This window comes from Shewanella hanedai (assembly GCF_007197645.1).
Taxonomy (GTDB): domain Bacteria; phylum Pseudomonadota; class Gammaproteobacteria; order Enterobacterales; family Shewanellaceae; genus Shewanella; species Shewanella hanedai.
Map to the genome: position 1 here is coordinate 1 of NZ_VKGK01000027.1, position 15,210 is coordinate 15,210.

The following is a 15,210-nucleotide window of genomic DNA, read 5'->3' on the forward strand; positions in this document are numbered from 1 at the left end:
GATCGCAGTTCAATATCCTAATCAGAAAATGAATTAGGTGTTCTAAATGAACCGCCCTGTGCGGAGCCGCATGCAGGGTGGTGTGGGGGCTGGAGGTTAGATACCTCCGGCTACCCGATTATGTTTCAATTTGACACTACCCATGGCAAACCAGATTGTTTTTTAATGCCACTATATGAATGATTCAAATTCTTGAAGAAACGTATTTTGCGATTAGCGAACTTAATCCAGCCTTGCACCTCTGTGCCAGATTCAGTAAATCGATTGTGCGCATAGAAATTTTCAATGTTGAGAACACTGCCTTTTGGAATTAGTAAAAATTCACCTGTTGGAGCATGCTTAGGCCGAGAAAAGAGCAACCTGTAATCAGGATGGTTAACTTGATTATCAGCTATAACTTCTAGTAAAAAAACAACTTCTGTCGTTACCATCTGCTTTCCTGCAAACTCAGGATACAAATGATTTATAGAGGTATGTTTAGCGCACCCACTTAAAAAAGAAATGAACACAAATACTAGAAAATTACGCATAAAGTCCTTTTGAAACATAACAGTATATTAGGCTGAATTCCGAATAAGAACAGTCAGCCTAGTGAATCTCATGCGAACAAGTTAACTTAAAACATATTTAAAATCAACAACTTAAAATGCGCTTTACTGCAAATCCACTGACTTTTCTGATGGTGAAAACCAGAATTTACTTATTTGTGACGTGATTTGATTTAACTATTGGGGAGAAATGTTTTTAAACAGCCACTTAGCAGTTGTTAACTCTAAATCGCTTTCCTTCTTACACCAAAATAATGCTGAAAATTCACAATGCTTATTATAACTGTTTATATGTACAGCTAGTGCAAAGATGGGCTGTGTCATCAAAAGATAAGGCTATGCATAAGCTTTTAACATTAGATTTTCTATTAGCAAAGGTTGACTTCTGCTACTCAATACTTCTTGTGGTGAAACTGATAAAGGGGCAGAAACGATTTACAAAATGCTACCAAGTAAAGCTAAATCAAAAAATGTAGCCACCTTCATTTGAAGGCTAACAAGCTGGATCCTGAAACTAGTTCAGGATGACGGCAAAAAAGATTAACCCCAATACCAACTCAGCCAAAAGCTAAATCAGAAAATGTAATCAGCCTTCATTCGAAGGCTGGGGTTAAGTTTCTACTCATGCCATTTGTGATTTATGCAGCAAGTTCCAGATAATCTAATGAGTTCAGCTGATAAATATCAAGGAGGATCTCAAAGTTTGAACCTGTACCTTCATGGGGTAAAAGCCTGAGTTTATGTAAAATCAGTGCTTGAGATTTACGCTCCAATATCAGCTCTAAATCCAGCATCTCTTGATACTCTACTTCAGCAAGGCTGTTTTTACTCAGCTTGCGTAATTTGCGGTAGGGGAGCAGTACTCGCTCCTCCCATTGCCGTACTTCTTGGGTTAACGTCGACCAAGCTTGGGGAAGCAACTGGTACGCTTGTTTATCTAACCAAATAGAGAGCAGTAACAGGTTGATATTGACCTCATGGTCATCCTGAAGCCGTAAATATAGAGCCTGATGCTCAAAATAATAAGTGTCACAAGCTTGCCACAACGAAATATCAAACTGATTAAAGTATGTCATCTAGCGTTTCCCTTGCCAAAAAGAGGATGTGACCATAAAAACGAAATTAAATAGCTGCTCGAACTTCTATTTCTATCTCTTCAATCGACTCTTGAACGTCTAGCCATTCTAACTCACTCTCTTCTACAGCTTGAGCTAACTTAGTTCGTTCAATTAATACTTGAGTCAATTTATCCTTATTTTCAGCTTCATACAAGCTCATATCCGCAAGCATCTCTTCAATATCTGCTAATCGAGTGTTGGCTTTCTCTTGGGCTTTTTCGAGTTGCACCTGAATTTTACGCATTGGCGATAGCTTCTGCCTAAGTTCTGCTTCAAGGCGCTTTTGCAGTTTTTTATCTTGTGCAGGTTTGATCTCTAAGCTGGCTTCGACCTTGTTAGCGGCCTTAGCGGCATCAAGTAGCCATTGATGGTAATCATCAAGGTCGCCATCAAAGTCACGAACATGACCGTCATCAACGAGGTAATAATCGCTACAGCTCAGTCTTAATAAATGCCTGTCGTGCGAGACGATGATCATGGCGCCTTCAAATGACTGCAATGCCATGGTTAGCGCGTGACGCATCTCCAGATCCAAGTGGTTGGTTGGCTCATCGAGAAGCAAGAGGTTAGGGCGTTGCCATACCAAGAGCGCCAGCACTAATCGGGCTTTCTCACCACCGGAGAATGGGCGCACGGCCGAGAGCACCATGTCGCCATTAAAACCGTAACAACCGAGGAAGTTACGCAGCTCTTGCTCTTTGTGGGTTGGTGCCAGTCTAGACAGATGCTGCAGCGGCGAATCATCTAAGCGTAAGCTTTCTAATTGATGCTGAGCAAAGTAGCCGATATTCAGCCCTGGGTTTGTTTCATACTTGCCCTTCAAAGGAGACAGCTCTCCTGAGAGCAATTTAATCAGGGTCGATTTACCTGCACCGTTTCGCCCTAACAGGCCGATACGTGCGCCAGGAACCAAGTTAAGCTGTACGCTTTTAAGGATCTCTTTATCGCCGTAACCCACAGAAACATGTTCCATGGTGACTAAAGGATTTGGCAGAGTATCAGGCTCTTTAAAGGACATATGAAACGCACTGTCAGCTTGAGCTGGCAGCAGTTCTGCCATACGCTCTAAGGCTTTCAAGCGGCTTTGAGCTTGTTTGGCTTTACTGGCTTTATAACGGAAACGGTCGACGAACGTCTGCATATGATCGCGTTCTTTTTGCTGGCGTTCAAAGGCGGCTTGTTGTTGAGACATACGTTCTGCACGGATGCGCTCAAAAGCAGTGTAATTGCCTTTGTAGTAGTTGAGTTTGGTGTTCTCAACATGAATAATTTCTGAGACGATACCGTCGATAAAGTCGCGGTCGTGACTGATTAGAATCAGGGTTCCCTGATAGGCTTTAATCCATCCCTCTAACCAATACATGGTGTCTAAATCTAAGTGGTTGGTTGGCTCATCGAGAAGCAAAAGATCTGAGCGACACAATAGTGCTTGAGCCAAGTTGAGGCGCATACGCCAGCCCCCAGAAAAGCTTTTTACTGGGTTACTCTGCTCAGCTTCACCAAAGCCAAGGCCTGCCAGCAAACTGGCTGCACGAGAATGGATAGCGTAACCACCAATCGCATCTATTTTGCCGTGAAGCAGGGCGATGAGGTTACCGTTATCATCACTCTGAGCTTTGGCCAGCTGCGCCTCAAGTCCACGATATTCAGTATCACCATCAATGACATATTCCAGTGCAGAAACGTCCAGTGCAGGGGTTTCCTGAGCCACTGTCGCCACTTGCCAGCCGCTTGGTAGGCTGAACTCGCCTTTGTCCAAGCTGATGTGGCCTAAAATGAGGGCCAGCAATGATGATTTTCCTGTTCCGTTAGCACCCACTAATCCAACCTTATGGCCAGGATATATTGTTAATGAGGTTTCATCTAAGAGTGTCTTAGAACCGCGGATCAGTTGTGCTTGAGTGATGGATATCATGAAATAAGACTTGGTGACCGAATGCAATTGCCGCAGATGATATCTTACAAGTGGCTCTCATACCAATCACTAGTGTCGATAAACAGGGCAATAAAGGCGCATAGAGTCGGGTGATCTGCCTTTGTTTATGGCAAAATAGTGCACTAACATAAAATAATTAGAATATAAGGTTGGAAAGACGTGGCTGAAGTAAAAGTAAAAAAGCGTTTTGTTGCAGGTGCTAAATGCCCCAAATGTAAGGCCTTAGACAGTATCGTATTATTTAAGCTTAATGGTGTTGAAACCGTTGAGTGCATCGAGTGTGATTACAGCGAACAGCAAGCTGATGAACAAGTGGCCAAGCAGGCGACAGGCGATGTGATTGGTGTGTTTAAACCTTAGGTTTTGGTGCTTGAGGTAGGGCGGGCTGTGCCCTACGAGGACGTTCGCAAGCTCACTGCTAGAACGCTGCGCTGCTAGAAAAAGCTGAGACGAACGTCGCGTGCGACCCACTCGAGTACGGAACGCGTTGCTTACAGAATAGCCTACGGCTACAGGAACGCTTTGCTTACGGTAAAAACTAAGCTGAGGATTTTGCCATTGCCGTCATCCCGGGCTTGTTCCGAGATCCACTCTTTTGATTTTAAGCAATGCAGTAAGGGCTGCGCCCTGCGAGGGCGCTTCGCTAAGTTCAAGGGATAGAAATTTAAACTACCTTGTTACTTCTACAGGTTGTGTTTTAACTGTTCAGTAAGATTTAAATTGAGCCTCTAATGGGACAAACTCCCATTAGAGGCTTTTTTTAGAGCTAATTAAAGCAGATTACTGACCTAATTCAGTTGGGAATGCAGGCGGAGCGTTATGGCGCACAGGTGTGAAGTCTTTTAACTGTTGCTGAACTTCTACAATGGCGCGATCTAATTGAGGATCTTCACCTTTATTCACTGCAACCGGATCTAACTCCACTTCAATGTCTGGCGTCACACCTTCATTTTCAACACGCCATTCATGATCTGGGGTAAAGAATCTAAAGTTTGGTACGGTCACTCGGCCGCCATCAATAAAGTTACGGTTGGCAGAAATACCAATTAAGCCACCCCATGTTGTTTTGCCCACTAACGTCCCTAGTTCTAGACGCTTAAAGGCGTAAGGTAAGAAATCACCACCAGAGCCTGCATCTTGGTCAATTAGCATCACTTTCGGGCCATAAATAGCACCTGCTGGCGTGTCATAGACCATATCACCTGAACGGTATTTCCAGCCTGACAAATGCTCACGGCTCAATACATCAATAATATAGTTTGCAGCTTGACCACCACCGTTACTGCGCTCATCTAAAATAACGCCTTGGCGATCAACTTGAGCAAAAAACATGCGGTTAAATGAGGTGTAACCCGCCGTTGTTGTATTGGGTAAGTAGACGTAGCCCACTTTGCCATCCGTCGCTTTTTCGACATATTTACGGTTGTTTTCAACCCAGTTCCAGTGACGTAAATTAAAATCTGATTTAATCGGCTCTACCACAACAGTATGGGCATGTTTAGCTTTGCCATCGTAGCTGACGGTTAAACGAACTTGTTTATCAACCTTGCCCACAAACAGTGAATAGATATTAACGGAGGCATCTACCGATTGACCATCAACTTCTAGAATGTAATCCCCAACATCAATGTTATTGCCCGGTACCGCCAGTGGTGCTTTTAGATGCGGGTTCCAAGCTTCTCCAGTGTAGATATTGGTAATGCGATAAAGGCCATTTTTGATTTGGACATCAGCGCCTAATAATCCCACTGATATTGTTGTTTCAGTATGAACATCACCACCGACAATGTAGTTATGACCCACTTCCATTTCAGAAATCATTTCACGCATTAAGGCATTTAAATCTTCACGGCGACCGACATGTTTTAGTAGTGGCTGATATTTATCGTATACCGCTTGCCAATCCAAGCCATGCATTTTGGGATCGTAGAAATAGTCACGCTCGTTGCGCCATGCTTCATCGAAGATTTGGGCCCACTCTTCGGCTGGATTAATGAGGGCTTTAACATCTGCTGTGTTTAACGATTTAAGCTCAATCGTCTCTGCGACGGTGGCAGTAGAGATTGCATTTCCACTTCCTACTAACAACAATTGTTTGCCATCAGCAGAGGCGGTGACAGACTCAATATTGTCAGCAACATTGTCTACTTTACGCTCTTCAAAATTGAAACGTTTTAACTGTGAAGTGTTTAATGGATTACCATCAATTTCAATACTTGAGCCTATTTGTACGCCCTCAATGAAATACAGGTTGTTGTCTTCTGCAGCCGTTAACCCCCAGTAATTACGCTGTGGCACTGGTAGAGATACAATTCGCGATGACAGGCCTTTAATGTCGATGTTAGGCGTGGACGCATCGCTGTCTTTTTCATCTTCATCTTTGTTGCCTTCAAGATGACGATAGGATTCGTCAGCAAGTTTAGGCATTAATGGTGATTTGCCCTCTTTTTGTAGTACAGCAGCATATAAGCCATAACGAAGTGGTTGCTCTTGGCTTGATAGATCCAGTCCAAATGCGGTTAACCCTTTGTTAGTTGAAGAGGCAAAATACAGATACTGACCATCTGGACTAAATGCGGGGGCAGCATTATCACTCATGCCATCGGTGACTTTATGGTGCGAGTTATCTTCAATGTCGTATAAATACAAGTCACGAAAATAGTTAGTGTTATTTTGGGTATAGGCTAACCATTTGCTATTGGGCGAGCTCACGACATCATAATCTGTCATCGCAATATTCTTCATGACTTTGGTTTTTTTACCTGTCTTCAGCTCAATTAACCATAAGGCCATATTGGAGTCGCCAAAAACGATATGTTTGCCGTCTGGCATCCAATTAAACAGGGTAAAGTCGGCGGTATGTTTGCCTAAGTCGACACTTTTTTGGATTTGACCAAACTGATCGGCCAATACCAGTTGATAGTCTCCATCTTTATCCGTTATATAGGCGACTTGTTCACCTTGTGGCGACCAGAGTGCATCACGCTCATTCTGACCTGATGTGTTGGTCAGGTTGTAGGTACTTCCATCTTTCACTGGGACGCTAAACACTTCACCACGGGCACTGACTAATACTTGTTTGCCTGTTGCTGAAATCTGGCTGCTGGAGAGTGCTGGCATGGCATCTTTCCATTGTGGGCGGCGTTGAGGCAGGTCGGCTTGAATATCAATATTAAGCTGACGGTTGTTACCTGATAGGGTATCAAGTACAAATAATGCGCCGCCCTTCTCGAAGACAATGTCAGTGCCAAAGGCATTGGCATTAGCAATATCCCAATCCTTAAAATCAGTCACTTGTTCTACCTGACCATTTTTGAAACTGTAGATGTTTTTATGCTTGCTGCGATCTGAAATAAAATACACATGGTCACCAACCCACATTGGTGAACTATCAGAAAAGTTGCCGTGGGGAACTTCTTCATAACTGTGCTTGTTGAGATCGTAAATCCATACAGGAGGTGTGGTTCCTCCACGATGATTACGCCAGCCATTTTTGCCGCCATGGGCTAAACGCTCAGGGTTATACGCTAATTTAGAACCATCAGCATTTACCTTTCCATCTGAAACAACCGCCTCCATCACTTTGACGGGGAACCCGCCTTGGATAGCAACGCTAAAGAGTTGCCCAGTACGGTTGTGAGCGATGTTGCGGCGGGAGGTAAATAATACCTGTTTGCCATCGGCAGACCAGCCTTTCACTTCATCAGTACCGGGGTGCCAAGTTAATCGCTGTGGTTGACCACCGTCAACAGACACCAGATACACATCACTATTACCTTCGTAGTCGGCAGTAAATGCAATCCATTGACCATCGGGAGATAAATGGGGATTAGTTTCATTGGCTGCATGGGAGGTAATACGTTTTACCTGCTCACCTTGTTGGTTCGAGACGTAAATATCACCAGCATAAACAAAGGCTAATTTATCTTGGGCAATACTGGGCTCTTGTAGTAATAACGTTTGTGCTTGAACGCTGCCAGCCAACATACAGGCTGCAGCTAGGGTAAGTTTTGTTTTCATTATTAATTCCTAGACGATATCGTTCCACTTTTGTAAAACCAATATCTAACGCGTTATTTTTGTAGATTACTTTTATGCCAGTAATTAATACAAACTAGAATTGAATCAAATTGTAACTGAGGCTTCGAAAGCATATAGTTTTTAACTGAAATGAGTGTTAACTATCGCCATCTACAATGTAATTTTCATCAAGTTTACTCAAGTAATCCTAAGCGCGCACTAGGATTAATCCTGAGCCGTTATGCGCTTAGCCCAATTGACAAAATGCATCGGGATTGACGATGTAATTTTGTTTGATAGAGTTGAAATTATGACAATAGACGATTCATCTGAACAATTTATCTCTTTATATCAGAGCGTATATAAGAATCTTCATTCTGCTTGGGAGGACGATGTACAAAGGCCGTCCTCTGAGGCTATAGCAGTAATGAATCACCTGGTAATTAGCGGCCCGTTAACGGTAACTGAAGCCGCTACTCACTTTAATCGTGCCCAATCTGCAATGAGTGAGTTGATTGACCGATTACAAGCCAATGGATACGTTGATCGGGTTAAAGATGCTCGAGATAAGCGTAAAACCTTTGTTTGGTTGACGAAAAGTGGACGAGAAATATTTAACAAAACTCAGGAAGTGCTGGATAGAGAGTTGCTGGAAAACAGCATGGAGTTATTAACCGTTAGCGAGCGCACTGCTTTAATAAAAAGCCTTGAATCTATTGCGTCCGCTTCTCAAGCGATATTAACCAAGAAGAGACAAGAAGATGAAACATTCAAATCATTGTGAAAGTTGTGGTATGTCAATTAATGACGGTACTTATTGTCAGTATTGCACTGATGGTGATGGCAAGTTACAGGCGTTTAACGAGAGATTTGAGCGCATGGTTCAGTGGGTCATGAAGGAGAATAAAGATCTCTCCAGAGGCGGAGCTGAAAATACCACAAAGGAATACATGCGTACGATGCCAGCATGGCAAAACCATCCCGATATTAGAGAAACATAATTAATATGGGTAAGGGTACTCAGTAGCTGTAAAATGAATAAAGCCTGCTTATTGCAGGCTTATTATTTGGTTATCTTTGTGCGAGTCACATTTAGTTTTTATTGAAGCGCTTCTCTAATACAAATCCCATAATGCCACTGCAGAGTAAAAGCACGCCAAATATCTGCAACCAAGCATTGATACTTAGGGGAATTTGCTCCTCTTTATCTAATCGGTAATACCGCTTGCCTCCTTCAACATTCATGACAAAACTTTGGCCTCTATTCTCCCTAATTAACAGGTAATGTGTACCTTTGCGATTTGCCATCTCCAGTCGCTTAGCTTTCCTTAATGCACTGCCATTTTCTCCATCTGTATCAATACGACGAGACCAAGATGAGAAGATATCATTGGGTTCATCGACTAATACTAAGCCTTGGGATTCATATTGATAGCGAGTTTCATTGAAAAGCTGTTTACTGGCACCGGTATATACCCAAACTACCTGATAATGCTCGTTTCAGAGGCGTTGCGCGAGTTCAATTCTAGACGCATAAGTGTAGAAATGGTGACTCCCTTTTAAGCTAATGCAACAACGAAGTGGGCTTGCGTAAAGCCTTCTACGATGGGTTTTAATGCTCTTTATTCTGCGTTATTGATTTTGCCAAGGGAATAGCCATTACCTATAATCAATGCCTTACCTAAAGTGCATTAAATTCCCACTGAATCCTGCATTTCCAAGTAGCTTGGGTATAAGTGTTAAACCTAAGATAATTAAGGCGCTAGAGGCATAAAGATAACGTCGGATATCTCGGTATTTCATTTTATTTGTCTGTGACAACATGAGTTCAATATCAGGGATTAGATTGAGCTGTTGTTGGTTCGCTTTGGTATCAATAGCCTCAATAAACTCTTGAGTACTTATCGAAATATCTCATTAGAGGGGATGGATTTATCATTCTCTAGTTTAGATAAGTAAGATTGCTCAATACCCGCAAGCTCGGCTAGCTCAGGCTGACTAAAGCCTCTTTCAGTTCTGAAGTGCTTTATCTGCTTTCCTATGGTCATACTAAAATCCTTGTATTGATAGTCATCGAATAAATAGTTAGCTGCCGGCTGCAACTATATTCTTAGGTATTCCTGAATAAATAAGAAGTGGAATATTGACGCATACCGATGAATATTCTGTTCTACATCATATAAAACTGTTCAGGACTGCTTAACACGATTCGAAATGCACTGAAGTGGATGGCCTTCGACAATGCTTAATTTTGCCCTCCTTAACATATTTATGTCTGTTTATTATCAATCAAAAAGATAAAGATATTCTGCGATATCCGTTGTTATCAATATGTGCTTGCAATGTTACCGTTTGGCGCAAATTAGATTGCTCGCTTATCGGAGAAAAATATGACACATGATCATTACGTCACTTTTAAGGTATCAAAAACAGAAGCCATTGTTACTGTTACGTTTGATTTCCCGCCTGTCAATATTCAAGGCATACAGATGCTGGAAGATTTGAATCGATTATCTGAAGCTTTGGAGAGTGATTCGAGTGCTAAAGTGGTGGTTTTCCAGTCTGCCCATCCCGAAATATTCGTGGCTCATGCAGATACTGGTTTCCTTAAAGATATTTCCACTAAGGCGGTAGCAAAAGAAGACGTTGAAATACTTTTTTTACAAAAAGTTTTACAGCGCATTAGTGCATTACCACAAGCAACGATTGCCAAAGTTGAAGGATTTGCTCGTGGTGGTGGTCATGAGTTTATGTTGGCTTGTGACATGCGGTTTGCTGCAAGAGGAAAGGCTAAATTCATGCAAATGGAAGTGGGCATGGGGATACTCCCTTGCGGTGGTGGAGCTTCAAGAATGGCCAGGCAAGTTGGTTTAGGCAAGGCGCTGGAAATTATCCTAAGTGCGCGTGATTTTGACGCCGATGAAGCACAAGCATACGGCACCATAAATTTAGCGTTGGATGCTGATGAAATCGACTCCTATGTTGACGCGTTAGCACATCGTATTGCACAGTTTCCCGCGGAGTCTATAGAGGCATGTAAGCGTGTTGTTTATGCATCGATTGACCTGCCAATAGAATCTGCTTTAAAAGAGGAAGCGTATTGGCTCTACCAATGCATGAGTAAGACACCTGCTCAGAAACGTTTTCAATACGCGGATGATAATGGTGCACAAAATGATATGGATAATCAACGTAACTGGGAAGCATTGGTTATTGGAATACAGGAAGTGACATGACCGCTAAAAGCAGCTGAGTGTAAGTCTTCAGGTGTGTAAGTTGATATCAGTACATAGGATTTAGCGTGTGTCTGATGGATAACGAGCTTAATCGTAGAATAAGCTCGTTCTTAGCTACGGGGTCTCAGGTTAATCAGAAAATCCTTCACGCAAAAATAGGTGACGGGTTTGATTAAATAGAGACTCATCAGCTTGAATAAAGTTGATGGCCAGTTGCACGTTCTCGATGCGAAATTTAGGCAACTTAGCGATTTCATACTCATTCATGACGATACTCATCGCTTCTACTGTCCACTCTGGTTCACCTAGACCGATATCGGTTTCATCGGGATCAAAGTGAGTCACCATCCAATCCTGAAGTTGCTGAGCTGTGATGGTTGAATCACCCCAAGATTTTAGGATATCGATGAGTGCTTGTTTGCTGATATTAGGTTTCGTTGTCTGGTCAGTCATAGAAATTGGCTCTTTTGGGTTCGTATTTGGCATAGATTGGAATCTTGGCAAAGGGTAACTGAATTGATAGATAAGTGCGAGGGTATCGGACTAGGTGTGGTTAGCGGTTTGAACACAAGTGCTTGGATAGCATTTTTAGTTTAGAAGTCGGCAAGATAGCGGCAGAGTCGATGTTTAAAGGCGTGAGTGCTAGTCAATCAGTCATCGGAATAAGCCATTAATTTCATGACTTATAATGCTTTGGCACTGCTAAGGGGCGGGCTATATTGTTATCCTCTTTAGGACGTTTTAACTTGATGCATATAAAATGTAGGTTTAGATTGGGCGTACAACACTCAAGTGGAAGCTACTTATGGAACCCCGTAGCCGTAACGCTTTAATCGTTTTACTTGCCGTCTGTGTGTTTTCTTTTTCAATTCTCTTGTTCATTGGTAGTGAAATTTACCGGCAAGCTCCACCAATTCCCCAAATCGTCGTCGATACAGAGGGAAATCAAGTCTATAGCTATGATGATATCGATACCGGCCAGATGGCGTGGCGATCGATGGGCGGTCATCAGCTGGGTAGCATTTGGGGGCATGGTGCTTACATTGCTCCTGATTGGACTGCAGACTGGCTTCACCGCGAACAGCAGGCTTGGCTGGCGATCTCCGCGAGTCTCATCTACCAGAAAGATTTTGATTCCCTCAGTTATGAGCAACAGTTGATCTTAACGGATGCTTATCGGCGTGAAGCTCGGAAAAACACCTACAACCCTGATGATGGCAGCATAACTCTGTCGACGGTTCGGGTTGCGGCCATCGCAGTGGTGACAAATCACTATGTTTCTCTGTTTGGCAATGAGCCTGAAACAGAACAGTTGCGTAATGATTATGCCATGATGGATAACACGTTAGACACGCTGGAGCGGCGCGAGGCTTTTACGGCTTTTGTGTTCTGGACCGCTTGGGCCGCCATTAGTGAACGGCCGGGGCAGACTTATACCTACACCAATAATTGGCCCTATGATCCCACCATGGGCAATGTGATCACCTCTGACTCCATTTTTTGGTCCATTTTAAGTGTTGTTTTTCTGTTAGGGGGCATCGGCGCGTTGGCTTGGTATCACTCAGCTATCAAGCATGATGAACTGCCCCATGTTGATGTAGATCCCTTGATGGAACGCAATGCGTTACCCGCTCAAAGGGCGACCTATAAATATTTTTATACAGCAATTGCTCTGTTTGTAGTGCAGATATTTCTTGGTGGGGTAACTGCCCATTATGGCGTTGAAGGCCAAGAGTTTTATGGTATTCCAATTGCTGATTACATTCCCTATTCGCTGACTCGAACTTGGCATACTCAAATTGCCGTATTTTGGATCGCTACTATCTGGTTAGGCACGGGGTTGTTTGTCGCCACCGCTTTGTCAGGTCAAGAGGGTAAATACCAGAAACTAGGAATTAACCTGCTTTGGGGGGCACTATTGGTTGTGGTGGTCGGTTCCATGATCGGTGAATGGCTGGCGATACAGCAGGACTGGATGAGTTTGGAAACCGGCTATTGGTTTGGCCATCAAGGACTGGAATATGTCGACCTAGGGCGTTTCTGGCAGATACTGCTATTTGCGGGACTGATGTTTTGGCTGGTGCTGGTCACGATGGCGGTGTATCCGGTATTTAAAGATAAGTCAGAGCAAAAACCGCTGTTTATCCTGCTTTATGTGTCAACCCTGTGTATCGGTTTCTTCTATGGCGCGGCCTTTATGATGGGAGAGCACACCAACCTGGCCATTAATGAATACTGGCGCTGGTGGGTAGTGCACTTATGGGTCGAAGGATTCTTCGAAACCTTTGCGACTGCGATTTTGGCTCTGATATTTGTGCGGCTTAAACTTATTCGTGGTCGCAGTGCCACCTTTGCCGTTTTGTTCTCGACCGCGATATTTTTAACCGGCGGTATTCTTGGGACCTTACATCATCTGTACTTTACCGGAACACCGACCTCTGTGATTGCCTGGGGATCCATGTTCTCCGCCTTGGAAGTGGTGCCGTTGAGCTTGATAGGCTTTGAAGCTTATCAAACCTATACCATGCGAAATAAAGCGCCTTGGATGGCGAGATATAAATGGGCGATTATGTTTTTTGTCGCTTCCGCCTTCTGGAATCTGGTGGGAGCTGGTTTACTGGGCTTTTTGATTAATCCTCCCGTCTCTTTGTATTTCATTCAGGGGTTAAATACTACCGCTACTCATGCTCATGGTGCATTTATGGGGGTTTACGGCATGCTGGGCATCGGCTTGATGCTGATCTGCCTAAGGCATCATTTCGATCTCGATAGACGCACTAACAACTTACTTAAGGGGTCGTTCTGGTCGCTTAATATTGGTCTCGCAGCCATGTTGAGTATGTCGCTGTTGCCTGTGGGATTGATCCAGTTCCGTGCTGTACTTGAAAAGGGATATTGGTATGCCAGAAGCCCTGAAATATTGCAGAGTGAATTGGTGCGCAATTTTGTGTGGGCGAGAATGCTGGGGGATGTATTGTTTATTATTGGTGGCGTGTTGCTGGGCTTGTTTGTCATGGGGTTAGTGATAAAGAGTTACAGGCGTACGCCTACAAATTAGGTGGAACATTCGTGAGTAGGGGAAATTATAAAGTCGAGGGCAATGAGCTTGCCCTCGTGAACTGCTAGATTGCTAGCTTAAAGTTTATAGATCTGAGTGTGGACCAAATACTTCGTAGTGAATGCGATCATCATTCACGCCGAGTGCGACGAGTTGTTGCTTGGCAAACTGCATAAAGACAACTGGACCACATAGATAGAAGTCGCCATCAGTAACAGGTAATTGTGATTTCAACAGGGCCAAATTCATAAACCCTTGCTGAATATTGGCATTGTTATCCGCATCATTCAGGCCACTAGTGTCGCGATACCAAGTATGGTGCTGAAGGTTAATTTGTTCACTTAATAGATTAACACGCTGATTAAATGAGTGTTGCTCTACATTTTCACAAGCATGCAGATAGAAAACCGGCTTATCAAACTGCTTATCGGCCAACATCTCTAGCATAGATTGCATCGGAGTGACGCCCACCCCTGCAGAGATCAGTACGACAGGAGCTTCGCGTTCGATATAGTGGAAATCACCGGCTGGTGGATAGACATCGACAATATCACCGACATTGAGGTAATCATGCAGGTGGTTAGAGACCACACCAGGGATCCCAACGGCTTCGCGTTTTACTGAAATTCTGTAGCTGCTGCCGTTGGCTTTATCTGACAGAGAATACTGGCGCATCTCCAGATATTCGTGATTAGTTGGCGCGACTTTTATCCCTAAATATTGTCCAGATTCATAGCCGATAACGGGTAATTCATCGATAGGGACAAAGATAAAGCTAGTGACTAGGTTTGATTCTTCACGTTTCTCGACCACTCTAAACTGCCTTGCGCCAAGCCAGCCACCGGGTTGATTGGCGCTCTTTTGATACAGCTCATCTTCGCGTTGGATAAAGATACCAGCAAGTAAGCCATAAGCTGCGCCCCACGCTTCTTCAACGTCAGGAGTAAAGGCGTCGGGTGCCAGTTCTCGCAGGGTTTCAAGCAGATGGTGGCCAACAATTGGGTAGTGATCTGGCTGAATATTAAAACTTGTGTGTTTATGAGCAATGCGCTCAACGGCGCCAGAAAGAGCCCCTAAATTGTCGATGTTTTTAGCGTAAGCCGCAACCGCATTAAATAGTGCTGCAGGTTGACCACCAGTTTTTTGGTGGCTCATATTAAATATGTTTTTAAGCTCTGGATTGTGGCTGAACATTCTTTGATAAAAATGTTCAGTAATCGCTGTACCAGCAGATTCTAGTAAAGGAATGGTGCTCTTAACTATGCTGATATGTTTTTCAGATAACATCTAAATA

The 15,210-nt window shown here is 43.5% G+C and carries 13 protein-coding genes; 5 read left to right on the plus strand and 8 right to left on the minus strand.

The genetic code is table 11. The features are described 5' to 3' along the window. Nucleotides 1-125 precede the first annotated feature (125 nt). The 3 genes from FN961_RS18820 to FN961_RS18830 all read right to left on the minus strand — a co-directional run bounded on the left by FN961_RS18820 (nucleotide 126) and on the right by FN961_RS18830 (nucleotide 3,581). Nucleotides 126-431, minus strand: coding sequence for a hypothetical protein (locus FN961_RS18820; protein WP_144041723.1), 306 nt, complete (start codon nucleotides 429-431; stop codon nucleotides 126-128). 755 nt (nucleotides 432-1,186) lie between these two features. Beyond that, nucleotides 1,187-1,624: a TIGR02444 family protein gene (locus tag FN961_RS18825; protein WP_144041724.1), complete on the minus strand. Its 438-nt coding sequence runs from the start codon at nucleotides 1,622-1,624 to the stop codon at nucleotides 1,187-1,189. 46 nt (nucleotides 1,625-1,670) lie between these two features. Further along, a complete protein-coding gene (locus tag FN961_RS18830) occupies nucleotides 1,671-3,581 on the minus strand; it encodes an ABC transporter ATP-binding protein (protein ID WP_144041725.1) in 1,911 nt (636 codons plus the stop codon). A gap of 180 nt (nucleotides 3,582-3,761) precedes the next feature. On the opposite strand from FN961_RS18830, the gene FN961_RS18835 reads away from it, so the two are divergent. Beyond that, entirely contained in the window at nucleotides 3,762-3,962 is a 201-nt protein-coding gene (locus FN961_RS18835; RefSeq protein WP_144041726.1) for a YheV family putative zinc ribbon protein, read from the plus strand. Nucleotides 3,963-4,382: 420 nt separating this feature from the next. On the opposite strand, the gene FN961_RS18840 is transcribed toward FN961_RS18835, so the two are convergent. Next, nucleotides 4,383-7,622 (minus strand): S41 family peptidase, encoded by a 3,240-nt coding sequence (locus FN961_RS18840; protein WP_144041727.1) that lies wholly within the window; start codon nucleotides 7,620-7,622, stop codon nucleotides 4,383-4,385. A 427-nt stretch (nucleotides 7,623-8,049) separates the two neighbouring features. On the opposite strand from FN961_RS18840, the gene FN961_RS18845 reads away from it, so the two are divergent. Together FN961_RS18845 and FN961_RS18850 are read left to right on the plus strand one after the other, a co-directional pair. After that, nucleotides 8,050-8,406, plus strand: a complete 357-nt coding sequence (locus FN961_RS18845; protein WP_185972836.1) for a MarR family winged helix-turn-helix transcriptional regulator — start codon at nucleotides 8,050-8,052, stop codon at nucleotides 8,404-8,406. After that, nucleotides 8,384-8,623, plus strand: a complete 240-nt coding sequence (locus tag FN961_RS18850; protein WP_144041729.1) for a zinc ribbon domain-containing protein — start codon at nucleotides 8,384-8,386, stop codon at nucleotides 8,621-8,623. Before FN961_RS18845 ends, FN961_RS18850 begins: the two co-directional genes overlap by 23 nt. Nucleotides 8,624-8,714: 91 nt before the next feature. Here FN961_RS18850 and FN961_RS25865 read toward each other — a convergent pair whose 3' ends face one another. Both FN961_RS25865 and FN961_RS26080 read right to left on the minus strand, forming a co-directional pair. Beyond that, nucleotides 8,715-8,930, minus strand: a complete 216-nt coding sequence (locus FN961_RS25865; RefSeq protein WP_185972837.1) for a hypothetical protein — start codon at nucleotides 8,928-8,930, stop codon at nucleotides 8,715-8,717. 593 nt (nucleotides 8,931-9,523) lie between these two features. Beyond that, entirely contained in the window at nucleotides 9,524-9,670 is a 147-nt protein-coding gene (locus FN961_RS26080) for a helix-turn-helix domain-containing protein (RefSeq protein ID WP_229814739.1), read from the minus strand. Nucleotides 9,671-10,012: 342 nt separating this feature from the next. On the opposite strand from FN961_RS26080, the gene FN961_RS18865 reads away from it, so the two are divergent. Further along, nucleotides 10,013-10,858 (plus strand): enoyl-CoA hydratase/isomerase family protein, encoded by an 846-nt coding sequence (locus tag FN961_RS18865; protein ID WP_144041730.1) that lies wholly within the window; start codon nucleotides 10,013-10,015, stop codon nucleotides 10,856-10,858. A 129-nt stretch (nucleotides 10,859-10,987) separates the two neighbouring features. Here FN961_RS18865 and FN961_RS18870 read toward each other — a convergent pair whose 3' ends face one another. Then, the gene (locus tag FN961_RS18870) at nucleotides 10,988-11,311 is read right to left on the minus strand and encodes a hypothetical protein (RefSeq protein WP_144041731.1); all 324 of its coding nucleotides are present in this window, start codon (nucleotides 11,309-11,311) and stop codon (nucleotides 10,988-10,990) included. A gap of 352 nt (nucleotides 11,312-11,663) precedes the next feature. Here FN961_RS18870 and FN961_RS18875 point away from each other — a divergent pair, with 352 nt between their 5' ends. Further along, nucleotides 11,664-13,916 carry a nitric-oxide reductase large subunit gene (locus FN961_RS18875; protein ID WP_144041732.1) on the plus strand — a complete coding sequence of 751 codons (2,253 nt, stop codon included), beginning with the start codon at nucleotides 11,664-11,666 and terminating at the stop codon, nucleotides 13,914-13,916. An 84-nt stretch (nucleotides 13,917-14,000) separates the two neighbouring features. Here the strand turns inward: FN961_RS18875 and hmpA are convergent, their stop codons facing one another. Further along, nucleotides 14,001-15,203, minus strand: coding sequence for an NO-inducible flavohemoprotein (gene hmpA, locus FN961_RS18880; RefSeq protein WP_144041733.1), 1,203 nt, complete (start codon nucleotides 15,201-15,203; stop codon nucleotides 14,001-14,003). Nucleotides 15,204-15,210: the final 7 nt, after the last annotated feature.